The following is a 23381-nucleotide window of genomic DNA, read 5'->3' on the forward strand; positions in this document are numbered from 1 at the left end:
GCTTTCATGTGGGCGGTCCGAAGCGGCGCCCGTCCTGATCAGGTTAGACCGGGCCGAGCGGTCAAGCCAAGACATTCTGTCGCAGAGATGAACGGCGTCGATGCATCCGCTTCAACCTGCGAGGCGTAATGACGAGGCATGACCCAGGTTCACACAGCCCGGTTCGGCCTCGGACAGATCGTCCGGCATCGCGACCACGCCTTCCACGGCCTGGTCATGGATGTGGACGCCCGATACGCAGGCCCGGCCGCAGAGACGGGCGTGGTCGCCAGCGATCAGCCCTTCTATCGAATCCTCGTCGCCGACACGGAGGGCGGCGTCATCGCCTATGCCGCCGAGGAGGCTCTGGAGGCGACGCCGGAGATCGAACCCCTGTCGCCGGAGGACGAGCGCGAATGGTTTACTGTCGACGCTCAAGGCCGCCACGCGCCGCGTTCGCAAAGGCTGCAATAGCCGTGCGTGACGACGGCCCAATCGCGCGCTAATCTGCCCGCAACGGCCGTCAGAGCCGAGAGGAGCGTTCCCATGTCCGATTTCGAACACGTCTTTGAAGCCCCGCCCGAAGGCACCGCCGCCGACTGGACCATCCCCCAGAACTGGGACGCCTATACCGAGGTCGAGCACGAGACCTGGAACACCCTCTATGCCCGGCAGATGAAGATCCTGCCGGGGCGCGCCTGCGAGGCCTATATGCGCGGGCTGGACGCCCTGGACCTGAACATGGGCGGCATCCCCGACTTCGAGGTGATGAACCCCAAGCTGCAGGCCCTGACCGGCTGGACTGTGGTCTGCGTGCCCGGACTGGTGCCGGACGAGGTCTTCTTCGACCACCTGGCCAACCGCCGCTTCGTTTCGGGCCAGTTCATCCGCAAACCGGATCAGCTGGACTACCTGCAGGAACCCGACATCTTCCACGACGTCTTTGGCCATGTGCCGATGCTGACCGACCCCGATTTCGCCGCCTATATGGAGGCCTATGGCAAGGGCGGGCAGCGGGCGCAGTCGCTGGGGATGCTGAAGAACCTGGCGCGCCTCTACTGGTACACGGTCGAGTTCGGCCTGATGAAGGAGGCCGAGGGTTTGCGGATCTATGGCGCGGGCATTGTCTCGTCGGCCACCGAAAGCGTGTTCAGCCTGGAAGACGCCTCGCCCAACCGTCTGGGCTTTGATCTGGAGCGGGTGATGAAGACCCTCTATCGGATCGACGACTTCCAGCAGGTCTATTTCGTCATCGACAGCATTGAGGAACTGAAGGCGGTGACGCTGAAGGACTTCGGCCCGCTGTACGAGCGGTTGAAAGGGGCCGAGGACCTGCCGATCGAAGCGGTTCTGCCAAGCGATCAGGTGTTTACGCGCGGGACCCAGGCCTATGCCCACAACGGCGGGCGGTTCGCAGCCTGACGGCGACGGCTGAAAAAACAGAGTCTAATTCGTCTAATGAGTCTGAAACCCCCTCTGTGGCGTGGGCCGGGAGGGGATGATGGCGCGTGGCGTAGGGACGGCGAGGAAACGGGACGCGGGCGTCCGCAAACTCCATGTTTTTCTGGGATTGCACCGCCGAGTTGTGAAGCCTTGGCGATCCTCCCCTGCGAAGCGGGGGAGGGGGACCATGCGAAGCATGGTGGAGGGGGCGGGATCAGGCGCCACGATCTGAAACCCTGGCGATGGAAAGGGTTCTGACTACGAGCGTGAAGCCGCCCCCTCCACCGCTGCGCGGTCCCCCTCCCCCGTGAACGGGGGAGGAGAGTTCGGCTAGACCCGCTGGAACGGGTAGAAGTCGGTTCCCAGGCCCAGGATCCCCGTCAGCTCGTCCAGGGCGCCGCGCGTTTCGTCCAGTAGAGCGGGGTCGGCGAGGTCCTGGGCGGTCAGGCTGTCGCGATACCAGCGCAGGGCCCAGACGCTGAGGGCGCCGTGTAGTTCGTCGGTCAGGCGCATGGCCGGGTTGGTCGCGGCCAGTTCGTCCTCGGTCAGGACGACGCGCAGACGCAGGCAGGCGGGGCCGCCGCCGTTGCGCATCGATTGGCGCACATCGACATACTCGACCCGGCCGATGGGGCCGTTGGAGGCGGCGAGGCCTTGCGCGACCGCATGGCTGCGGGCGTTGTCGCGGGTTTCAGTCGGGCAGATCAGGGTCAGGCGGTCCTCGCCCGGAATCTGGATCAGCATGGAGTTGAACAGATAGGAGCTGATGGCGTCGGCCAGCGGCAGGTCGGCGGCTGAGACCTCGACGAACTGAGGCTCGAACAGGCCGTCGGCGGCGCGGCGGATGGCGGCCTTGGTCGCGTCCGTGTCTTCAAACGCCAGCTCGTGGAAGAAGAGGGTGTCTAGGGCGCCGACGCAGACCACGTCATTGTGGAAGGTGCCGCCATCGATGGCCGCGCGCGACTGCTGGGCCAGGACCGGGCGACCGGCTTCGTGGCGGCGCACGATGGCCTGGCTGGCCTCGCGCGTCTGGCGGGCGGGGAAGCGGCCCTCCCACGGCTCGAAGGCTTCGCGGCCCCAGACCAGCAGGTTGACGCCGCGACCGCCGTGCGACGCGCACAGGCGGACGTGGTTGGCGGCGCCCTCGTCGGCCAGATGGGCGACGGCGGGCAGGGCGTCATGGACGGCGAACTTGCTCGCGTCCGGGAAGAGGGCGGCTAGGGCGCGCTTGGTCTGCTGATGCTCCAGCGAGCGATGCAGGTTGGTGTGCAGGTTGGCGGGGGTGAAGTGGACCCGGCCGTCGGCGGCGTCGGCGCTGGGCGTCACGGTCGCGGCGTTGGCGGCCCACATGGGCGAGGCCGAACAGGCGGCGGCGGCGAAGGCCGGGGCGTCGCGCCAGGCCTTGGCCAGCACGGTCCTGTCATTGCCCGAAAAGCCGAGCGACCGCAGGAAGGGGATGTTGGGCCGTTCGTGCGGCGGCAGGACGAACTGGGGCAGGCCCAGGTCGGCCAGGGTCTTCATCTTGTCGAGGCCCTGCAGCACCGCTGCGCGCGGGTTCGACGCCTCGCCCTTGTTCAGGCTGGAGGCGAGATTGCCCGGCGACAGGCCCGCATAGGAATGGGTCGGCCCGATCAGACCGTCGGCGTTGGCTTCGATGGCGTGGGTCATGCTGGTATGATCACTGGTGGCGCAAGATTTCCATGAACGTAAAGGACTGCCGCGGTTATGGTGGTTGAGAGAATAAGAAGCGCTACCACATCAAAAAAAACGGGCGACACGAACGCACTGAACTATCCCGAAAAGCATGAATACATTCAGCATTGCGCACCAAACATAGATGTTTGCTCGATTGCTGTCGATTAGCCAGTAGAGGGTGGATAAGAGCGTGGCGGTGCCTGTGCAGATCAAGGTATAGAACAGCGTTGGTCGGACACGTTGATGCAAGGGTTCAGGACCAATGCGGCGATCTGAGCGCCAGCCTCTGATCATCCCCGCAAGCCCTTGATCTCGCTTTCGATGTTCTTCACCGCGCCAGCCTCGAAGCTGGCGACGGGGTAGGCGCAGTAGTCGGCGGCGTAGTAGGCGCTGGGGCGGTGGTTGCCGGAGGCGCCGAGGCCGCCGAAGGGCATATCGCCCGCCGCGCCCGTGGTCGGACGGTTGAAGTTCACCACGCCCGCGCGGATGCGGTTGATGAAGCGGTCCCAGTTCTTGGCGTCATCCGAAACCAGACCGGCGGACAGGCCGTATTTGGTGGCGTTGGCGGCGGTGATGGCGGCGTCGAAGGTCGGGACGCGGATGACCTGAAGGAAGGGAGCGAACATCTCCTCGTCCAGCACGTTCAGGCCGGTCACGTCGATGATGGCGGGGCGGACGAAGGCGCCGGGCAGGTTGTCGACGGGGCCGGAGGTGCGAATGACCCTTGCGCCCGCGTCGATGCGTTGTTGCAGGGCGGCCAGCGCAGCCGTCGCGGCCTTCTCCGAGATCAGCGGCCCGGCGTAGGGCTCGGGATCGCTGTCCCAGGGCGCGAAGTTCAGGCGGTCGGACAGGGCCGCTACGGCCTCGACGATGGCGTCGCCCTGCGCACCTTCCGGCAGGATCAGGCGGCGCGCGCAGGAACAGCGCTGGCCGGTGGTGACGAAGGCGGACTGGACCACGATGCCAGCGACAGCCTCGGCGTCGGCGGCGTCCCAGACCACCAGGGGGTTATTTCCGCCCAGCTCCAGCGCCAGGATGACGTGGGGATCGTCGGCGAACTTGCGTCGGAAGTGAGCGCCCGCCGCGCCCGAGCCGGTGAACATCAGGGCGTCGATGGGTTGATCCAGCAGGGCCGCGCCGGTGTCGCGCCCGCCCTGCACCATGTTGAACACGCCCTTGGGCAGGTCGGCGGCGTCCAGGCATTCGGCCATCAGCTGACCGGTCAGGGGCGTTTCCTCGGACGGCTTGAACACGACCGTGTCGCCCGCCAGCAGGGCCGGGACGATGTGGCCGTTGGGCAGGTGGCCGGGGAAGTTGAACGGGCCGAGCACCGCCGAGACGCCGTGCGGACGGTGACGCAGGGTGGCGCGCCCGAAGGCGGTTTCGGTGCTGCGCTCGCCGGTGCGCTCGTCATAGGCGCGGATGGAGATGTCGACCTTGCCCGCCATCGAGGCCAGTTCGGTTTTCGTCTCCCACAGGGCCTTGCCGGTTTCGCGGCTGATGGCCTCGGCCATTTCGGGGGCGCGGTCTTTCAGGACGGCCTGATAGCGTTTGACCGCGTCGATGCGGTCCTGACGCGGGCGGTCAGCCCAGTCGGGGAAGGCGGCGCGGGCGGCCTCGACGGCGGCGCCGACCTGTTCCGTGGTGGCGGCTTCGCCTTCCCAGACGGTTTCGCCGGTGGCGGGGTTGGTGGAGGTGAAACGGGTCATTTGAGTTCTCCCCTTCTCCCCTTGTGGGAGAAGGTGGTCGCGACAGCGACCGGATGAGGGGTTGCGGCGACGTCTGAAAGGGCGGTGGTGTCGTTAAGATAAGAGGCGGACGTCGCGGCGACACCCCTCATCCGACCTGCTTCGCAGGCCACCTTCTCCCACAAGGGGAGAAGGGCATTCTTGTGCGCTATCGCCTTAGGCTGATTGAGCGCAGGGGTCATTACGACTTCACCCGCACCGTGGCGCCGTCCTTGATCTTCAGGGCGGCGGCGACGTCGGGGGTCATGCGGACATTGTCGCCGTCGATCAGGACGCGGGCGCGGACGGCGCGGAAGGCGCTGATGCTGTCGGTCGAGACGAGGCTGGGCAGCTCAACCTCGACCTCCTTCTCGATGCGGGCGGTCAGGACGCGGGCGTCGCGGACGGTGCGGATATTATCGCGACCACAGGCCACGGTCGGGCCGGCGTCAAAGATGTCGACCAGGCCGTTGGGGCGGAAGCCCTCGGATTCCAGCAGGGCCATGGCGGGCACGCCCTGGGGGTGGACCTTGCCGATCACGGCGCGGGCCGGTTCGGGCAGCAGGTCGATGTAGATGGGGTGGCGCGGGGCCAGGTCGAGGATGAACTGCTTGTCGGTCGAACCGCTCATGCGGTCGGCGTCGTCGAAGTCCATGGGGAAGAACTTGTGCGCCACATGGTCCCAGAAGGGGCAGTAGCCGTCGGGCGTAAAGACGCCGCGCAGCTCGGCCAGAACGTTGTCGGCGAACAGGTCCGGCTGGGCGCCGATCAGCATGTAGCGCGACTGGCTGAGCAGGCGCCCGGCGCCGCCCTTGCGGCGGTCGGCCTTGAGGAACAGGGACCCCACCTCGGTCCAGCCGGTGCATTCGTTGACCAGAACAAGCGTCTGATGGTTCAGCTTCAGGCCCAGCGAGGGCGACTGGACGGTGTTGTTGACCACTCGGAAGCTGAAGAAGGGCCGCTTCAGCCCCACCGTCGCCTTGACCGAGCCGATGCCGTCGATGTCGCCGGTATCGCCGTCTTCCAGCATCAGGGTGTACCAGGCTTCCTGCGGCGGGACGCGGCCCTCGAAGCTGGCCTGGCTGAGTTCCAGGCGCTCGCTCAGGACGTCGGCGTCTTCGGGCAGGCTGGTGAAGCCGGGGCCGGACAGGATGGCCAGTTCAAGCAGGTGATCAAGGTCGGCGGGGCCGGCGGGGCGAACAACGAGCACTAATAACCTCCGTCACTCTCGGGTTTGTCCCGAGAGCCTATCGTTGAGCCGGGCGCGATGGTCGGCTTGGTGTTTTGCGACCGGAACAGCCGCGAGCGGCCAGTCTGTTGACCGATGGGCCCTCGGGACAAGCCCGAGGGTGACGATGAGGGCGTTACGCTCACATGGTCTCCAGTCGGAGCTGTTTCAGTTTGAACGCGTCAATCTCGCCTGAGGCGATCTTGCACAGGATCAGGGCGCTGAGTTGGGCGCGTTCGACGAAGCTGGCGGGCCAGGCGAACTCCTGATCCGAATGGATCTCGTCGCCGACGACGCCGAGGGTGTCGACATTGGGCAGGCCCGCAGCGTGCAGGTTGTTGCCCTCGCAAACGCCGCCCGAGGGTTTCCAGGCGATCGTTTGCCCCAGCAGTTCGCCCGCGTCGCGGACGGCGTGGAACAGGGCGGTCTGGCTGGCGTCCATCGGCTTGGGCGCGCGGGTCATGCCGCCGTGCAGGTCCAGGGTCAGGCCAGGGAAGGGCGGCTCGGCGGCGATGGCGCGCACGGTCTGGTCGATCCAGGCGGCGGCTTCGGCATCGGGGACGCGGACATTGAAGCGGACCACGGCGTTGTCGGCGACGACGTTCAGCGGGCCGCCGCCGGCGATCTTGGCCACGTTGACGGTGACGCCCTCGCGCTGGCCGTTCAGGCCATGCAGGCGGGCGGCGATGATGGCGGCGCCGGCCACCGCATTGGCACCCTCGTGGAAGGCGCGGCCCGCGTGGGCGGCCTTGCCGGTGACGATCAGGTGGAAGTTGCCGCTGCCCTTGCGCTCGCCCGCCAGGGTGCCGTCCGACAGGGCGGGTTCATAGGTCAGACCGACGTGGCCGCGCGCGCCCAGTTCCGCCAGCAGGGGGGCGGAGGCGGGGGAGCCGATCTCTTCGTCGGGGCTGAGCAGCACGGTCCAGCCGACGCGGGCCTTGTCCGGGTGGGTTTCGAAGGCTTCCAGCGCGGCCAGCATGACGCTGATGCCGCCCTTCATGTCGGCGACGCCGGGACCGTTCAGGGCGCCGTCGGGGCGTGTGACGACGGTCTGGAAGGCGCTGTCGGCGGGGAAGACGGTATCGTAGTGGCCGGTCAGGATGACCTGGATCGGCGCCTCGGGTCGGGCCGTGACGGTCAGGCAGTCGGCATAGGTCTCTGGGATCACCGCGCCGCTGTCGGCCACGGTGGTCGAGGCTTTCGTCGGCACGCGAACGACGGCGGCGGGCAGGCGGCGCGCCTCGGCCTCCAGCACGTCCAGCATACGCGCCAGACCGGCGGCGTGGCGGCTGCCGGAGTTGATATGGGCCCAGTCGATGGTCCGCGCGACGATGACGTCGCCCTGGGCCGCGACGTGGTCGAGCACGGCCTGGTCGTGGGGTTCAATCCGCATGGCGGCGACCCTAGACGGGGGCGAGGCAAAGGTGAAGGCGGGGCGGTTTCTCGCTCACGGACTTGGGAAAACGGGACCGTGCGGGATAGGTTTGCCGCCGCATTCGAGGAGTCGCGCATGAACCGTCGTTTCAGCTTTCCCAATCCGTTCGGTCCCGTCGATTCGGGTTCGACGGCGGCGGCGATGGCGCGCCTGAGCGCGCGGGGGTTCTGGCTGTGGGGGGCGGTCGGCCTGATGCAGGCGGGGCTGGTCTGGTACGCCTCGGATGTCAGTTACGCCGAGTTCCGGGGCGCGACGACGGGATTTGCGGTCTTCTTCGCCCTGATCGCCGGGGTTCTGGGCTGGGCGCAATGGCGGCGACCCAGCCGCATCCTGCCGGTCTTCGGCCTGGCCTGGGCCCTGTATGAACTGAGCTCCACGGGCGTCAGCCTGCTGGTCGGGGCGCCGCTGGGTGTTGCGGGCGTGCCGGCCTGGGGCGGGATGATTGCAGCGGCGGCCATGCTGGTCTGTGCGGTCTTGCACGTGGGCGGCCTGCGCGGTTCGGCGGCGCTGTCGCGGGGCAATCTCAAGGCTTGAAGTGAGTTCAGGTGCGTTCGCATCTGAACCGATTTCGCTTTAGGTGAAGGCTTCAGACAGGAGTTTCGCCATGACCGTCACGATCTTCCACAATCCCAAATGCTCGACCTCGCGCAAGGCGCTGGAGTTGCTGCAGGAGAAGGGCGTGCAGCCGACGGTGGTCGAGTATCTGAAGACCGGCTGGGACGCGGCGACGCTGGACCGGCTGGCCGAGCAGACGGGCGGCGGCCTGGCGGGCCTGTTGCGCAAGCGCGAGCCCCGGACGGCTGAACTTCTGGAAAGCGGCGCGTCCGAGGAGGTGATCCGCGCCGCCATGATCGCCGATCCGGTGCTGGTCGAGCGGCCGATCGTCCAGTCGGCGAAAGGCGCCCGGATCGGGCGTCCGGTCGAGAACATCCTGCATATTCTTTAGAGCGCCGAACCGCGCGCTCAAACCTCCCCCGCGTCGCGGGGGAGGATCATCTTGAGTGGCTTCGCTTTAGCGGCTGCGATTCCGTCGCCGGTCGGTGCGGTCGCCGCCGGGACGGTCGCTTTCGCGGCGCCAGCGGATGGACAGGCTGGCGTCGCCCTCGCCGCCGAACTTGGAGCTGACGGCCAGGTTGCGGCGCACCTGCCATTCGACATTGACCGCCGCCCCGCCTTCGCCGCCGCCGATGACCTCCAGATAGACGTCGTCAGTGATGTAGCGGCCGCCGGCCACGGTCAGGCTGGAGGCCTCGCCGCCGAAGGACAGACGGTCCAGGCCCGCCAGTTCGCGCAGGTTGCCGATCACGTCGAAGCCGCCGCCGCCGGCCAAGGAGGCCACGGCCGAGGCCAGCTGGGCCGCCTCGAAGCCCGACAGCTGCGAGGCCGAGCGCCCGAACAGGACCTGCGACAGGATTTCGTCCTGGGGCAGGGAGGGGGTCGAGGTCAGCTCGATCTTGGGCTGGGCCGCCGTGCCGGTGACCTTGATGGCGGCGGTCAGGGTGGGGTCCTCGCGCACCGCCTGCAGGTTCAGACGGATGCGGGCCGGATCGGTGGACAGGCTGACCGAGCCGCTGTCGTCGAAGACGAAGCGCTTGCCCGCGAACTCATAGTCGCCGCGCACGACGTTGGCGGTGCCGCTCAGTTGGGGCTGGGCGATGGTGCCGCGCACGCGGGCGTCGGCCGTCAGTTCGACGTTCAGACCGCGCCCTCGCACATGGATGTCGCGTCCGGTCAGGTTGAGGTTCAGACCGATCTGGGGACCGCGGGCCTTGGCCTCGACCTCGACCGGATCGCCGCCGGGGCGGTTGATCTCGACCACGTCCATCTTCACCACCCCGTTGGAGCCGGGCAGGTTGGGCGAGATCTCGGCATTGTCGATGTTCAGGTCGCCGCTCAGCTGGATGTTGCCGTCAGCGCCCCGAACCGCCGTCAGCACGCCGTTGGCGCGGGCCTCGGCGATGTCGTTGTCGATGACGCGGAAGCGGGTCAGCTCCAGCCGCAAGGTCGAACCCGACCCCTGACGCAGGCCCAGATTGCCGTTGCCGCTCACCGTGCCCTTGACCCCGTCGGCGGCCTCGAAGCGTTCGATCACGGCCTGACTGTCGTCGAAGCGACTGGCCAGGGTGACGCTTTCGAGGCGCAGACCCGTGGCGCTGTCGCGGAAGGCGCCCTGGGTCAGATCCATGCGGCCGTTCAGCCGGGGGGCGTTCAAGGTGCCGGCCAGGGTGGCGCGGGCCGCGACCTGACCGGACAGGGACTGCGCCCCGCCAAGGAAGAGGTCCCAGATGGGCTGGATCTGGCCGTTGATGGCGACCTGGCCGGACATGTCGCGGGTGCGGGCGACAGCCAGGCGCAGCGGCGCGGCTGAGGCCTCGACCGGCAGGCGGACGTCGGCAGAGGCCTGAACCGCCGTGCCGTCGTTGGCCTGGGCGCGGATGCGCAGGACATTGTCGGTCAGGTCGGCATTCAGCGTGCCGTCCACGGCCAGGCCGCGCGGCGCGTCGATGCTGCGCAATTGTTTGAGGTCGATGTTGGCCGAGCCGTTCAGCGTGTCGCCCGAGCCCTGCAGAGAGACGCGGCCGGTGATCTGACCACGCAAGTCGGGGGCCAGGGAGCCCATTTCGACATTGGTCATGTCGGCCTGGATGGCGCTGCCGGTCTTGTCCTGACGCAGTTCGCCGGTCAGGACGCCGCCGCCGACGCCGAGATCGACACGGACCACGCGACCATCGCCGTTCAGGGCGACCACGGCGGGCGCGCGGGTGGTGAAGGCGACCTCGCGCACACGGCCGCCGCCGCGCAGGGTGACGGACTGGGCGGGGCCTTGTCGGGAATACTCGCCCGAGCCGTTGAACTGGACCGGGGTGGCGCCGCCGACGTCGGCGGACAGGGTGAAGGGCAGGCGGTCCAGCGTGCCCTGGCCTTTCAGCGACAGGTTGCGCACGACCCAGGTCGAACCGGCCAGGCGGACGTTGCGGCCGGTGACGTCGAGAACGGCGCTCTGATCGCCGCCGCCGTCGGTCAGGCGCACTCGGCCGTTGGCTTCACCCGAAGCCAGGAAGGCGCCCTGGCGCGCGGTGAAGGTCAGGTCGGCGCTGGAGGGGTAGTTGTTGGACAGGGCCACGGCGCCCTGGGCGGTCACGCCGCCGGCGTTGACGTCCACCTCGGTCAGGCGGATCTGCCTGCCGCCCAGGAAGAAGTTCCCGGAGGCTCGCGCCGGACCGTAGTTGGAGCCCGCGTTGACGACGACGCGGCCGTCGGAGGCGTCTGTTCCCTTGCGGAAGCTGAGGATCAGGTCGGCGTTGGTCAGGATCAGGCCGCCCGCCGACACCTTGTCGAAGGCGGCGCGCAGGTCGGCGCGGGGCTGGGCCAGGGTGCCGGTCAGGGCGCCGTCGCCGCTCATGGCGCCGTCGATGGCGACGGGGCCGACGCCGAACGGGCCACGCGCGTCCCAGTCGAGCGCCAGACGCATCTTGGCGCCCTCGATCAGGCCCTTGGCGCCCATGCGGCCGGCGGCGCCGGTCAGTTCGCTGCTGTTGATGGACAGGACGCCATGATTCCACGACCCGGCGGCCTTGAGGCGCGGCGTCTGGCCCAGCAGACGATCCAGTTCGTCCATGCCGATAGCCATGCCGGAGCCGCGCCCGTCGAAGCTGAGCGTCCAGGGCGTGTTTCCGCGGGCCTTGCCGGCCTGGATCGGCCCCTTGAACGAGCCCTTGGCGCCGGGACGGATGCGCGAGATGTCGGTGATGTCGGCGTCGCCCCGGAAGCTGAGGCCGCCGGTGATGCTGCGTCCGCCCGAGCCGGTCAGGGTCAGGGCCTGACCGCGACCGTCGATCTTCTTCAGCACATAGGCGCCGTCGGCGGTGCGCGAACCCTGCAACTGAACACGCGGCGTCGCCCCCAGCAGGGCGCCGATGATGCCGGCGGTCGAGCCGCCGACCGCGCGGGCGTCGGTGGTGATGTCGAACTGGCCCTTGTTGACGGCGATGTCGAGCGGACCCGAGATGCGGGCGGCGCGGTAGCTGGCCAGGTCGGCGTTCTGCAGGCTGGCCGAGCCTTGCAGCGTCCAGGCCGTGGCGTCGCCCTTGAAGACGCCGGTGTAGGTGGTGGCTTCGGCCAGGGTGAAGCCGGCCAGCCGCGTCAGCGACGGGGTGGTGATCGTCAGGTTGATCCCGTCGGGCGCATTGCGGTCCTTGAGCTGGATCACGCCGCGGGCGTTGGACTGGATGTTTTCAGCGTTCAGGGTCCAGGCCACGCCCTGGAAGCCTTCGCGGGTCTTGTCCGGCACGGCGGCGAAACCGAAGCGGGCGGTGCGGCCGATGCGCTCGACGAAGGGGGCCAGCAGGTCCGAGCCCGAGAAGTCGGCATTGCCGCCGATACGCGCCCCGTCCTTGCCGTAGCGGCCCTTGACCGACAGGGGGATGAAGTCGCCCGTCTTGACCTCGATGTCGACGATCTCGCCGTTGACCACGGCGATGGCCGAGAAGGGCTTGTCCGGCGAATAGCCGAGCGCCCCGGCGATAGGTCCGCCCTGGGCTTCGCCGGCGCGCAGGTTGACGCGCAGGTCCGCAGGCGTCTGGCCGATGACGGCCTTCAGCAACAGGTGGTCGCCCTTGCGGTTCAGGCTGAAGGCGTCGACGTTGACCACCTTGTCGCCCTTGCGGGGGATTTCGGCGTCGCCGCTCAGGGTCCAGCGGCCGTATTCCTTGGAGAAATCCTCCATCAGCTCGACGTTGGCGCGGAACTTGTCGATATCGACCGTGATGGCCTGAGGGCCGCCGGGCTCGGTGCGGGGCTCCAGCAGGGGACGGCGGATGACGCGGATCTGGTCGGCGCTGATCTCGCTGGCGTGGAAGCGGCGCATCAGAAGGGGCCAGTAGGACCAGTCCACGCGGACGTTGGTCGCCTCCAGCCAGACGCCGTCCTGGTCCGTCACCGTGACGCGGCCCAGGGTGAAGTCATCGAATAGGTCGCCCTTGAGCCCCTCGACATTGATGCGGCCGTAGCGGCTGATTTTCTTGCCGGCGACGAAGCTGGTGATCAGCTCACGCCCGGAATCCGACACCAGATACATCCGTCCGCCGACCGCCAGGACGATGGTCAGGGCCAGCAGGGCCGCGACCACGATCCCGGAGACGAAGGCGATCAGTTGCAGGCGCGTGCGTTTGCGCTTCGCCGCCTTGGCGGGCGTGTCGGCGGCGGCGTCCGCTTCGGGGGCGTGAGGCGGAGGAGTGTCGGTCAAAACGCCTGGCCGATGCTGATGTAGAGCTGGAAGTTGGAATCGCCTTCCCGCTTGTCCAGCGGAATGGCGATGTCGGCGCGCACAGGACCGAACGGCAGCTTGTAGCGGACCCCGACGCCGGCGCCATACCGCATGTTGTTGAAGTTCGGGGTTTCCTGGAACCCGACCGCGCCGGCGTCGAGGAAGGCGACAGCCTGGAACTTGGCGCCGATGTCGTGGCGGACTTCAAGCGAGGTCTCGAACAACGACAGGCCGCCGCGCGGGGTGTTGTCGGGCAGGCGCGGGTTGATGCTCTGGTAGGAATAGCCGCGCACCGAGCCGCCGCCGCCGGAATAGAAGAGACGATCCGACGGCACCGTCAGCTCCTGACCGCCGATGATGGAGCCGATACGCGCCCGCCCGGCCAGAACGGTCTTGGCGCCGTCCTGCAGCGGCAGGTAGGCCGTGGCCTGGCCCTCGGTCTTGAGGAACAGGACCGTGTCCTCGCCCGCCACGGCGGTCGGCTGGGCTGAGACGTAGAGGCGAAAACCCCGCGTCGGGTCCAGCGGATCGTTCGAACGATCCATGAAGGCGGCGGCGCGGCCGGTGAAGATGGCCAGGTCGCGATCAAAGGTGATCGGCGCCTCTGTGACCGGGTCGAAGCGGTTTTCCGTATACTGGCCGGCGTCGATCCCCAGGCCGTAGGTGAAGAAGGAGGTCTTGCCGATACGCTGCGACAGGTCGGCGTTCAGGCTGACGGCGCTGCGGTCGTAGGCGTCGGTCTGTTCGTTGACGAGATAGGACGACAGACGCAGCGTCCGACCCGGCTTGCGCCAGTGAGGCAGGCTGATCTCGCCGCCCAGGCGGCTGTCGATGCTGGCGTAGCGGCCGCCGTATTTCACCGTCGCGGCGCGACCGAACCGATTGAAACGGGTCTGGAAGACATCGACGCCGACGCCCTCGGCGGTCGAATAGGTGGCGCCGGCCTCCAGCAGGCTGCGCGCGCGGTCGGACAGACCGACGACGACCGGGCGCAGACCTTCGGGAGTCGTCTGATCAGGCGCGGCCAGCGAGACGTTGACGCCGTCATAGACGCCGGTGTCCAGCAGGCGGCGCTCCAGTTCGGCCACGTCCTCGGGATCATAGCGGTCGCCCGCCTTCCAGGGGGCCAGGCCGGCGACCCAGTCCGGATTGGTCGAGCCGCGCGTGCGGACCTGCAGCCCGTCCAGGCGCACCAGGGGCCCCGAGGCGATGTTGAAATTGGGCTGAACGGTGAAGGTGGCGTGATCGACCACCACGCGGCGCGGCTCGGCCTTGGCGTCCGCATAGCCTTCGCGCGTCAGGCCGGCCACGATGCGCCCCTCGGCCGCCAGAACATCAGCGGCGCGGCCAGGATCGCCAGCGGTCAGGCCGATCTCCTTGGTCACGACCTCGGTCGTCACGGCGTCGGGAACCGGGGCGACCCAGTTGATCTTGGCTTCGTCCAGCGCAAAGCGGCGGCCCGGCGTGACGGTGACGACGGCGATCGGCTTGTCCTCGCCCTCGACGTCGTCCTGCAGGGTCGGCTGATAGTAGCCTTCGGAACGCAGCAGGGCTTCGGCCGCCTCCATGGCGCTGCGGGCGCGACGACGCGCCTCGAACCGGTTGGCCGGCGCCGCGTCGACGACGCCGACGGCCTGTTCCAGCTGACGACGCAGTTCGCCGTCGACCTCGCCGCGAATCTGGGCCTTGGGCTCGGCCGCCAGGGCGGCGTGGCCGCAGACGACCGAGAGCGCCACGCTGGCGAGGAGAAGATAGGGCCGCGACGTCAAACTGGAGCCTTGGTTCAGAGCACGACGGCGGAGAGCACAGGCTCGCCGAGCGGAATCAGTAGAACAGCGTATCGCTTTCGGGCTGCACCGTCTGTTCCGAGGTGCGCTGTTCGGGCGGCAGTCGATCAACCGGCGGCGGGGCGTCGGTCGGGATCGGAGCTTCGGCCACGGCGGGGGCGGCCGATTCTTCGGCGGCCGGAGCGGTCGGTTCCTCGGTCTGGATTTCGACGGCTTCGTAGTCCTGGCCCTGATGCGGTTCGTCGCAGGAGGCGAGGAAGGCGGCGGCGCCGAGGCTGGCCGCCAGCAGCAAACGTTTTACAATCAACTGGTTCATCTGAGCTTCTTCCCCCTGTTGGGGTGGCAAACGCCGTCTGAGGCGCTGGGTTCCTGTCCCCCTTGTTGACTGAAGGAGAATGAACCGCAACTGAACCTTTTACGTCACGCGCGGCGATGTGCGCCCGGTCCAGTCGGCGAGGGCCTGATCCAGGGGGCGGATGGGGCGTTCGGCGCTGACCGAAGCGGCCGAGGCGGCAAAACGGGGGGCTGGCGCGGGTTGGGTGATTCCAGCCTCGACAAAGGTCCCACGCGCTTGATTGTGCGGGTGATCCGCCGCTTCGGCCAGGGTCAGGACCGGGGTGACGCAGGCCTCGGTTCCGGCGAAATGAGCGGCCCAGTCGTCGCGATCGCGCGCGGCGAACAGAGTGGCGAAGCGCGCCTGAAGCGCGGGCCAGTTCTCGCGATCAAACTGCGGCGCCTCATCCGGCGCCAGGCCCAGACCGTTGATGAGGGCCGCGTAGAAGCGGGGCTCCAGCGCGCCTACGGCGACGAAGGCGCCGTCCCTGCAGGCGTAGCAGCGATAGAAGGGCGTGCCGCCGTCCAGCAGATTGGCCTCGCGCCGGTCGCTCCACAGGCCGCGCGCGCGCAGGGCATGGAACAGGCTGGTCAGCAGGGCCGAGCCGTCGGTCATGGCGGCGTCGACGACGCGCCCGCGCCCGGTGGTCCTGGCCTCCAGCAGGGCCGCCAGGACGCCGCTGACCAGCATCATGGCGCCGCCGCCGTAGTCGCCGACCAGGTTCAACGGGGGAGGGGGCGGCTGATCGCTCGCGCCCATCTGATAGAGGGCGCCGGACAGGGCGATGTAGTTGATGTCGTGGCCGACCTGATCCGCCATCGGCCCCGTCTGGCCCCAGCCGGTGACGCGGCCATAGACCAGGCGCGGATTGACGGCGGCGCAGGCGTCCGGCCCGAGACCCAGCCGCTCCATGACGCCGGGACGGAAACCCTCGATCAGGGCGTCGGCGCTTTCGATCAGACTCAGGACCCTGTCGCGATCTTCTGGCGATTTCAGATCGACCGGCACGGCGGTTCGGCCGCGATGCAAGACCTCGCCGCCGACGTCGTCGAAAACGGCGGCGGGAGCGCCGCCGCCGCGTGTGAGGCGCAGGACCTCGGCCCCCATGTCGGCCAGAACCATGCCGGCGAAGGTGACAGGCCCCAGGCCGTCGATTTCGATGATGCGTAGTCCGGCCAGAGGTCCCATGGCGTGAAGCTAAACCGGAACGGCGAGGCGGCGTCACCCTCTTTCAGACAGGGGATATAACCGTGGTCGGTACGATTTCCTCACAAAATGCGCATCTACCCGCGCTGCGGCCCTTGACCTCCATCCGCGAATGAACCAGAAACCGCCTCCGCAAACAGGCGCTGCGCTTGTTGGCGGGAAAGCAATCCAAGTGGTTGATTTCAAAGAGTGTGCGCCCCTAGCTCAGTTGGTTAGAGCATCTGACTTTTAATCAGAGGGTCCTCGGTTCGAGCCCGAGGGGGCGTACCAACTCCCTTCTCCCCGTTTCAATGATCAACGCCTAGAGCCTTGGGTCGTCGGGGTGCTTGTCGCGCAGGCTGTCTTCGAGGCGCGACAGTTTCTTGTCCAGCAGGGAGATGTGGCGGGGTTTGACGCCGCGCCGGAGAAGCAGGCTGCTGACCTGCCAGGCCAGAATCGCGAAGGCAGCCAGAACCGCGACAGCGATGATGAAGTCCGTGGGGGTCAGGGCGTAGCCCGCATTGCCGTCGATGGTCATGGCTGGAGCCTAGCCGCTCGGCCGCGGGGTGCAAGCTTACGGCTTGGCTTGGGCGGGGCCCTCGTGATCTAAGGCGGGCATGCGCTCTCTCACTCTTTCTGTCGTCGCCGCGTCCCTGATCCTGGCTGGCTGCAACGCCGGCGCCTCGGCGCGCGGCGGAGCGGAACAGGTGGGGGCTGGGTTGGGCGACGCGGTGACAGCGCCGCTGGACGATCTGAACCTGCGCCGCCAGATGATTCCGACCATCCTGCTGCAGGCCGAGAGCAATCCCTATGATCTGCGCAACCTGAACCATTGCCGCACCATCGCCGCCGAGATCGCGCGCCTGGACGAGGCCCTGGGGCCGGATACGGACGCGCCGCCGTCGCAGGACGGTTCCTATATGAGCGAACGGGCGGCGGATGCGGCGGCGGGCGCGACGCTAGATGCAGTGCGGGGGGCCGTAACCGACTTCATCCCGGCGCGTAGCTGGGTGCGCCGTCTGAGCGGCGCTGAGGCGCACAGCAAGCATGTGCAGTCAGCTATCCAGGCGGGGCTGCGCCGGCGGTCCTTCCTGAAAGGCGTGGGGATGCAGCGCAACTGCGCCCCGCCGGCGGCCCCGGCGGGGTTCGTGCCGCGCCCGACTCGCGGTCGAACGGGCGGCTAGGCCTTCAGGTGACGGGCGCGGAAGTCGCGCCGGAACTGCTCGAAACGGCCTTCGCTGATCGCCTCGCGCATGGCCGCCGTCAGAGCCTGGAAGAAGGCGATGTTGTGCCAGCTTAGTAGGATCTTGCCGAGGATTTCGTCGGCGCGGATCAGGTGATGCAGGTAGGCCTTTGAATAGTCGTTGGACGCGGCGCAGGGCACGCCCATGTCCAGCGGGTCCTGATCCTCAGCGAAGCGGGCGTTCTTCAGGTTGATCGGCCCGTCCCAGGTCCAGGCTTGGCCGTGACGACCGGCGCGGGTCGGCAGGACGCAGTCGAACATATCGACGCCGCGATAGACCGCCTCGACCAGGTCGATCGGCTTGCCCACGCCCATCAGATAGCGCGGACGGTCCTTGGGCAGGAACTCGGGGGCGAAGTCGAGGACCTCGCACATGGCCTCATGGCCCTCGCCGACGGCCAGGCCGCCGATGGCGTAGCCGTCAAAACCGATCTCTTGCAGGCGTTCCGAGGACTCGCGGCGCAGGTTCTCATAGGTCGAGCCCTGCTGAATGCCGAACAGGGCCTGGGTGTCGCGCGTACCGAAGGCGTTCTTGGAGCGCTGCGCCCAGCGGGCCGACAGCTCCATGCCCTGACGGGCGCGCTTTTCCTCGGCGGGCCAGGCGACGCATTCGTCTAGCTGCATGACGATGTCGGAACCCAGGCGGTCGGCCTGGATCTGGATGGAGCGTTCGGGCGTCAGGACGTGTTTCGAGCCGTCGATATGGCTGGAGAAGGTCACAGCCTCCTCGGTCAGCTTGGAGATGCCCGACAGGCTCATGACCTGGAAGCCGCCGGAGTCGGTCAGGATCGGCTTGTCCCAGCGCATGAAGTTGTGAAGCCCGCCCAGGCGCTCCATCCGTTCCGGGCCGGGACGCAGCATCAGGTGATAGGTGTTGCCCAGCAGGATGTCCGCGCCGGTCTGCTTGACCTGATCCACCGTCATCGCCTTGACCGTGGCGGCGGTGCCGACGGGCATGAAGGCGGGAGTGCGGATGTCGCCGCGCGGGGTCTTCAGGACGCCGGTGCGGGCGCGGCCTTCGGTGGCGGAAATTTCAAACGGGAAGGGCAACAGAGACTCCGCTCATCCCGGCGGAGGCCGGGATCCAGTGAGAGCCGCAAGAAGGGCGGCGTGATTTCGGGATTGCTCAACCACGGAACGACCCGCCCTGTCACCCAAAGAACTGGATCCCGGCGTCCGCCGGGATGAGCGGTGGAGGTAGATTTAGCGCAGGCTTTCCAGCATTTCGGCGCGTTGCAGATCCTTGGGGCGGCCGAACAGGCGGCAGGTCTCGATCTGCTCGTCGATCGAGGGTGTGAAGACGGTGAAGTCCTCCAGCGCGATCGGCACGCGGGTCGAGAAGGCGACGGGCGTCCAGTCGCCGCCCGCGCGCACATCCATGTTCGCCATGACGTCCAGCGGGACCGGCGTGGTCAGGATCTGGCCAAAGACCTGAGACCGGAACAAGCCCTCGCCGGGGTCGGGCGTGACCTGGCCGTGCAGGGCCTCGATCAGGCGGCGTGCGTCACGCGGGCTGCACAGGACGTCGATGTCGGGGGCGCGCCAGTCGCGCAGGCCCCACAGCACCATGGCCGCGCCGCCGAAAATCCACCACGGGTCCTGCATCTCGCTCGCCGCCGAGGCGAGGATGTCCAGAGAGGCGGCGAAATCGTCGGGCAGGTCCTCGGTCATGCGTCCTTCCTGAACAGCAGGCTCCCGTCGCCATAGGAATAGAAACGATAGCCGGTGTCGATGGCGTGGGCATAGGCCGCGCGCATCGTGTCGATGCCCGCGAACGCCGAAACCAGCATGAAGAGGGTCGACTTCGGCAGGTGGAAGTTGGTCATCAGCACGTCGCAGGCGCGGAAGCGGTAGCCGGGGGTGATGAAGATGGCGGTGTCGCCGTGGAAGGGCTGGACCACGCCGTCCTCGGTCGTGGCGCTTTCCAGCAGACGGAGCGAGGTGGTGCCGACGCAGACGATGCGGCCGCCCGCGGCGCGCACGGCGTTCAGGGCGGCGGCGGTCTCGGGCGAGACCTCGCCCCACTCGGAGTGCATCTTGTGGTCGGCGGTGTCGTCGGCCTTGACCGGCAGGAAGGTGCCGGCGCCGACGTGCAGGGTCACGGCGTGGGTGGCGACGCCGCGCGCCCGGATCGCCTCCAGCAGGGCGGGGGTGAAGTGCAGGCCCGCCGTCGGCGCGGCGACCGAGCCGTCATAGGTGGCGAAGACCGTCTGATAGTCCTTCAGGTCGCGGTCGTCCTCGGGCCGCTTGGCCGCGATATAGGGGGGCAGGGGCATGACCCCGACGTCGCGGATGGCGTCGTCCAGCGCAGGCCCGGCCAGGTCGAAGCGCAGGGTGATCAGGCCGTCTTCGTCCTTGGCCTCGACGGTGGCGTCGAGCCGACCCAGTTCGCAGGCGCCGTCAGCCTCGCGCCCGAACCTCACCCGGTCGCCGGCCTTCAGCCGCTTGCCCGGCTTCATGAAGGCGGACCAGACATCCGGCGCGTCGCGGTGGTGCAAGGTGGCCTCGACCTCGACGGTCAGGGTCTCACCTTCCGGTCCGATGCGGTGGCGCACGCCCGACAGGCGGGCGGGGATGACCCGCGTGTCGTTGAACACCAGGGCGTCGCCGGGCTGCAGGAAGTCCGGCAGGTCACGGATGATCCGGTCGTCCAGGGCGCCGTCCTTGACCACCAGCAGACGCGCGGAATCGCGTGGCTCGGCAGGGCGCAGCGCGATGCAGTCATCGGGCAGGTCGAAGTCGAAATCTGAGGTCAGCATGAGGTGGGGCAAAGGCCATGCCCGCGCCGCCGGGTCAAGGCGCACGGCGGTTGGCCACGCCGCATGAAGCGTCTATCTGAGCGCGGACTTGCATGAGGAAGACGACATGACCGATCGCTATCTGGACGACCTGAGCGTCGGCGAGAGCTGGACGGGCGAGGCCTTCACCATCACCGAGGCCGAAATCATCGCCTTTGCGCAGCAGTTCGACCCTCAGCCCATGCATGTGGACAAGGCTGCGGCCGAGGCCGGGCGGTTCGGCGGCCTGATCGCCAGCGGCTGGCATGTCTGTTCGCGCGTCATGCGTCAGTTCGTGGACGAGGCCTATTTTGGCCAGACGCCGCTGCTGGGCATGAACGTCGACGCCCTGTGGTGGGTGCGGCCGGTGCGGCCGGGCGACACCCTGACCGTTCGGCGCGAGATCATGGAGATCCGCCCGTCCAAGAGCCAGCCTGATCGCGGCGTGGTCCGCACCAAGACCTGGGTCACCAATCAGGACGGCGACCTGGCGATGAGTTTCGAGAACCAGATGCAGTTGCCGAGGAACGCCGAAGCGCGGCTCTAGGCTCCGCCGATCAGGTGGGGTTGACCCAGTTGGCGGACCAGAGGGTTCCACATCGTGGCGATATGGCTGCCGCCATAGACCACGAGGACGCGACGATGCGTGTCCAGCCGCGACCGGATCAGGTCCAGCAGGTGTTGGTCCCTGATCTTCATGTGCAGTTTGTTTTCCCTTTGGACGGGGCCGGCATAGTCGGGGTCGTGGCTGGCCAGCCAGTTGGGATCGGCGTTCAGGTCGAGGCCGGTGCGGTCACGATACCAGGCGCGGAAGGCTCCGACGCTGGCGTCAGGCTGGGGCTTCAGGTCGCGTGCGCTCCATCTGGCCCAGCGTTCAAAGACTGGATCGAAGCGGGGGTCGCTGGGGCCAGTGATATCGCCCTCCCGCCGGCTTTGCTCAAGCGGGCCGAAGAGAGAGGCGTAGAAGGCGTCCTGAGGGTCGCTGCCTGCGGCCAGCAAGGCGGCGTAGATGGCTTGATCCGAAGGCTCTCCGCCCCACAGGGGGAGGTCGCGCTCCATGGCGAGTTGCGCCGTATAGAGGGCTTCGCCAGCCGACGCAGGGTCCGGCGCAGCCTTGAGGCGGCGGGCTTCCTCAAGGATGGGGCGCGGCCATTCGCCTCGCGCCGTCTCGATGCCTTCGATGATGACCGCACGAGGCTGAACCTCGTCGAAGGCGGTGCGCACCAGAGCGAAGGTTGGATGCCCGCCGTCGATGGCATGTCTCGCCGCCACGAAGCCTAGTGTCTGATCGCCGTGCTCGAACACGGCCAGAAGCGGCGGCTGACGCGGCAGGCGGCCCTGAAGCGCGAGGCTGAACTCGGACACGGTCGCGGGCGACGACGGGGCGGAGGCGCATCCAGCGACTGAGAGACCGCCGAGCAGCGCCAATCTACGGTTCAGCTTGATCATGGCGCAGGATGAACACGGCGGGCGAACGTCGCCTACTTAAATGCCTGTCATGCAGGGCTGTATGGACCTTGAGCGCCCGCTGCGGTTGACCGGAGGCGCTCAAGGCTGCAAAGCCGGTTGATGCTTCAGAACCTTGAAACCCTGTCCCGTGAGGCCCGTTCGTGGCCGTTTGAGCAAGCGCGCAACCTGCTGGCCCACGTGCTCAAAAAACGGCTGTCGGACGCGGAGCGCGATGCGGCGAAGCTGCTGATCGACGCGGGCAAGACGGACGAGGCTCTGGCGACCTTTGAAGCGCTGAACCGGCCGGTGATCCTGGAGACGGGTTACGGTCCGTCCGGCCTGCCGCACATGGGCACCTTCGGCGAAGTCGCGCGCACGACCATGGTGCGCAATGCGTTTCGCGCCCTGACCGGCGACCACTGGCGCACGCGGCTGATCGCCTTCTCGGACGACATGGATGGTCTGAGGAAAGTGCCGGAAGGCGTGCCGAACCCGGAGATGCTGCGCGAGGACCTGCACCTGCCGCTGACCAAGGTGCGCGACCCGTTCGGCACGCACGACAGCTTTGGCGCGCACAACAACGCCCGTCTGCGCGCCTTCCTCGACAGCTTCGGCTTCGACTACGAGTTCATGTCCTCGACCGAGACCTATCGGTCGGGCCGGTTCGACGCGACCCTGCTGACCCTGCTGGAGCGCTTCGACAAGGTCATGGGCATCATGCTGCCGACCCTGGGCGAGGAGCGCCGCGCCACCTATTCGCCCTTCCTGCCGGTCAGCCCGATCACCGGCCATGTGCTGCAGGTGCCGACGCTGGAACGCAATGTCGAGCGCGGCACCATTGTCTTCGATGATCCCGCGGGTGGACGCACCGAGGTTCCCGTCACCGGCGGCCATGTGAAGCTGCAGTGGAAGCCCGACTGGGCCATGCGCTGGACGGCGCTGGACGTCGACTATGAGATGTCGGGCAAGGACCTGATCGAGAGCGTGCGCGAGAGCGGCAAGATCTGTCGCGCCCTGGGCGGCACGCCGCCGGAGGGCTTCAACTACGAGCTCTTCCTCGATGTCGAAGGCAAGAAGATCTCGAAGTCCAAGGGCAACGGCCTGACGATGGACGAGTGGCTGCGCTACGGCACGCCCGAGAGCCTGAGCTGGTATATGTTCCAGTCGCCGAAGTCGGCCAAGAGCCTGCATTTCAACGTCATTCCGCGCGCGACGGACGACTATCTGTCCTTCATCGAGCAGTACAAGACGCAGGAACCGGCCAAGCAGATCGACAACGCTGTCTGGCACATCCACTCGGGCCAGCCGCCGCAGAGCGCCTCGCCGGTGTCGTTCGCCCTGCTGCTGAACCTGGTCGGCGTGGCCAACGCCTCCAGCAAGGATCAGCTGTGGGCCTATTTCGCCAAATACCTGCCGGACGCCACGCCCGAGAATGAGCCGGTTCTGGACCGGCTGATGGGCTATGCGCTGAACTACTACGAGGACTTCGTGAAGCCCTCGAAGACCTATCGTCTGCCCGACGACAAGGAGAAGGCGGCGCTGCTGGACCTGGCGATGCGTCTGAAGGCCCTGCCGGCCGACACGACCGACGGCGAGGCCATCCAGGGCGAGGTCTATGCCGTCGGCAAGGCGCACGAGTTCGAGCCGCTGCGCGCCTGGTTCCAGGCGCTGTATGAGGTGCTGCTGGGCGCCTCGCAGGGGCCGCGCTTTGGGTCGTTCGCGGCCATCTATGGCCTGCCTCAGACCATCGCCCTGATCGAAGCCGGGGCGAACGGCGAACTGGCCGGCGTCTGACGAGTGAAGGCGGAAGCGGGCGCCATTTGCGAACCGGGC

General features: G+C 67.8%; 19 protein-coding genes, 1 tRNA gene and 1 pseudogene. 8 read left to right on the forward strand and 13 right to left on the reverse strand.

Annotation, left to right across the window (positions count from 1 at the left end):
* Window positions 1-138: 138 nt before the first annotated feature.
* The gene (gene hspQ, locus CQ039_RS03495; protein WP_105563326.1) at window positions 139-453 is read left to right on the forward strand and encodes a heat shock protein HspQ; all 315 of its coding nucleotides are present in this window, start codon (window positions 139-141) and stop codon (window positions 451-453) included.
* Window positions 454-525: 72 nt separating this feature from the next.
* Window positions 526-1401 carry a phenylalanine 4-monooxygenase gene (gene phhA / locus CQ039_RS03500; protein WP_105563325.1) on the forward strand — a complete coding sequence of 292 codons (876 nt, stop codon included), beginning with the start codon at window positions 526-528 and terminating at the stop codon, window positions 1399-1401.
* A 351-nt stretch (window positions 1402-1752) separates the two neighbouring features.
* On the opposite strand, the gene astB is transcribed toward phhA, so the two are convergent.
* The 4 genes and pseudogenes from astB to CQ039_RS03525 form a co-directional block, all read right to left on the reverse strand.
* The gene (gene astB / locus CQ039_RS03505; RefSeq protein WP_105563324.1) at window positions 1753-3090 is read right to left on the reverse strand and encodes an N-succinylarginine dihydrolase; all 1338 of its coding nucleotides are present in this window, start codon (window positions 3088-3090) and stop codon (window positions 1753-1755) included.
* Window positions 3091-3407: 317 nt separating this feature from the next.
* Window positions 3408-4835: pseudogene (gene astD / locus CQ039_RS03510) on the reverse strand (succinylglutamate-semialdehyde dehydrogenase); the annotation flags it as partial.
* A gap of 211 nt (window positions 4836-5046) precedes the next feature.
* The gene (locus tag CQ039_RS03520) at window positions 5047-6054 is read right to left on the reverse strand and encodes an arginine N-succinyltransferase (protein WP_105563322.1); all 1008 of its coding nucleotides are present in this window, start codon (window positions 6052-6054) and stop codon (window positions 5047-5049) included.
* A 160-nt stretch (window positions 6055-6214) separates the two neighbouring features.
* Window positions 6215-7465, reverse strand: a complete 1251-nt coding sequence (locus tag CQ039_RS03525) for a hydrolase (protein ID WP_105563321.1) — start codon at window positions 7463-7465, stop codon at window positions 6215-6217.
* Window positions 7466-7582: 117 nt separating this feature from the next.
* Here CQ039_RS03525 and CQ039_RS03530 point away from each other — a divergent pair, with 117 nt between their 5' ends.
* Window positions 7583-8041, forward strand: coding sequence for a hypothetical protein (locus CQ039_RS03530; protein WP_105563320.1), 459 nt, complete (start codon window positions 7583-7585; stop codon window positions 8039-8041).
* A 70-nt stretch (window positions 8042-8111) separates the two neighbouring features.
* On the forward strand, window positions 8112-8453 hold the full coding sequence (arsC, locus tag CQ039_RS03535; RefSeq protein WP_105563319.1) for an arsenate reductase (glutaredoxin): 342 nt from the start codon (window positions 8112-8114) through the stop codon (window positions 8451-8453).
* 66 nt (window positions 8454-8519) lie between these two features.
* Here arsC and CQ039_RS03540 read toward each other — a convergent pair whose 3' ends face one another.
* The 4 genes from CQ039_RS03540 to CQ039_RS03555 form a co-directional block, all read right to left on the reverse strand.
* Window positions 8520-12752, reverse strand: a complete 4233-nt coding sequence (locus CQ039_RS03540) for a translocation/assembly module TamB domain-containing protein (RefSeq protein WP_105563318.1) — start codon at window positions 12750-12752, stop codon at window positions 8520-8522.
* The gene (locus CQ039_RS03545) at window positions 12749-14542 is read right to left on the reverse strand and encodes an autotransporter assembly complex family protein (RefSeq protein ID WP_105563317.1); all 1794 of its coding nucleotides are present in this window, start codon (window positions 14540-14542) and stop codon (window positions 12749-12751) included. Before CQ039_RS03545 ends, CQ039_RS03540 begins: the two co-directional genes overlap by 4 nt.
* 55 nt (window positions 14543-14597) lie before the next feature.
* On the reverse strand, window positions 14598-14876 hold the full coding sequence (locus tag CQ039_RS03550; RefSeq protein ID WP_105563316.1) for a hypothetical protein: 279 nt from the start codon (window positions 14874-14876) through the stop codon (window positions 14598-14600).
* A gap of 99 nt (window positions 14877-14975) precedes the next feature.
* Window positions 14976-16082, reverse strand: a complete 1107-nt coding sequence (locus tag CQ039_RS03555) for a CaiB/BaiF CoA-transferase family protein (protein WP_105563315.1) — start codon at window positions 16080-16082, stop codon at window positions 14976-14978.
* A gap of 211 nt (window positions 16083-16293) precedes the next feature.
* On the opposite strand from CQ039_RS03555, the gene CQ039_RS03560 reads away from it, so the two are divergent.
* A tRNA-Lys gene (locus CQ039_RS03560) sits at window positions 16294-16370 on the forward strand.
* Between the two features lie 31 nt (window positions 16371-16401).
* On the opposite strand, the gene CQ039_RS03565 is transcribed toward CQ039_RS03560, so the two are convergent.
* Entirely contained in the window at window positions 16402-16617 is a 216-nt protein-coding gene (locus tag CQ039_RS03565; RefSeq protein ID WP_105563314.1) for a hypothetical protein, read from the reverse strand.
* A gap of 79 nt (window positions 16618-16696) precedes the next feature.
* On the opposite strand from CQ039_RS03565, the gene CQ039_RS03570 reads away from it, so the two are divergent.
* Complete coding sequence (locus tag CQ039_RS03570) at window positions 16697-17263, forward strand: hypothetical protein (protein ID WP_105563313.1); 567 nt, start codon at window positions 16697-16699, stop codon at window positions 17261-17263.
* Here the strand turns inward: CQ039_RS03570 and tgt are convergent.
* From tgt to queA, 3 genes are all read right to left on the reverse strand, one after another.
* On the reverse strand, window positions 17260-18375 hold the full coding sequence (tgt, locus tag CQ039_RS03575; protein WP_105563312.1) for a tRNA guanosine(34) transglycosylase Tgt: 1116 nt from the start codon (window positions 18373-18375) through the stop codon (window positions 17260-17262). The two genes, CQ039_RS03570 and tgt, sit on opposite strands and share 4 nt — an antisense overlap.
* Window positions 18376-18525: 150 nt before the next feature.
* The gene (locus CQ039_RS03580; RefSeq protein WP_105563311.1) at window positions 18526-18993 is read right to left on the reverse strand and encodes a hypothetical protein; all 468 of its coding nucleotides are present in this window, start codon (window positions 18991-18993) and stop codon (window positions 18526-18528) included.
* Complete coding sequence (queA, locus tag CQ039_RS03585; protein ID WP_105563310.1) at window positions 18990-20081, reverse strand: tRNA preQ1(34) S-adenosylmethionine ribosyltransferase-isomerase QueA; 1092 nt, start codon at window positions 20079-20081, stop codon at window positions 18990-18992. The genes CQ039_RS03580 and queA overlap by 4 nt, the downstream gene beginning before the upstream one ends.
* A gap of 106 nt (window positions 20082-20187) precedes the next feature.
* Here queA and CQ039_RS03590 point away from each other — a divergent pair, with 106 nt between their 5' ends.
* Window positions 20188-20646: a MaoC family dehydratase gene (locus CQ039_RS03590; protein ID WP_105563309.1), complete on the forward strand. Its 459-nt coding sequence runs from the start codon at window positions 20188-20190 to the stop codon at window positions 20644-20646.
* Here CQ039_RS03590 and CQ039_RS03595 read toward each other — a convergent pair.
* On the reverse strand, window positions 20643-21548 hold the full coding sequence (locus tag CQ039_RS03595; protein WP_105563308.1) for a hypothetical protein: 906 nt from the start codon (window positions 21546-21548) through the stop codon (window positions 20643-20645). The two genes, CQ039_RS03590 and CQ039_RS03595, sit on opposite strands and share 4 nt — an antisense overlap.
* A gap of 120 nt (window positions 21549-21668) precedes the next feature.
* On the opposite strand from CQ039_RS03595, the gene CQ039_RS03600 reads away from it, so the two are divergent.
* Window positions 21669-23342: a lysine--tRNA ligase gene (locus CQ039_RS03600; RefSeq protein ID WP_105563307.1), complete on the forward strand. Its 1674-nt coding sequence runs from the start codon at window positions 21669-21671 to the stop codon at window positions 23340-23342.
* Window positions 23343-23381 lie beyond the last annotated feature (39 nt).

The organism is Brevundimonas sp. MYb52 (assembly GCF_002979535.1).
GTDB lineage: Bacteria > Pseudomonadota > Alphaproteobacteria > Caulobacterales > Caulobacteraceae > Brevundimonas.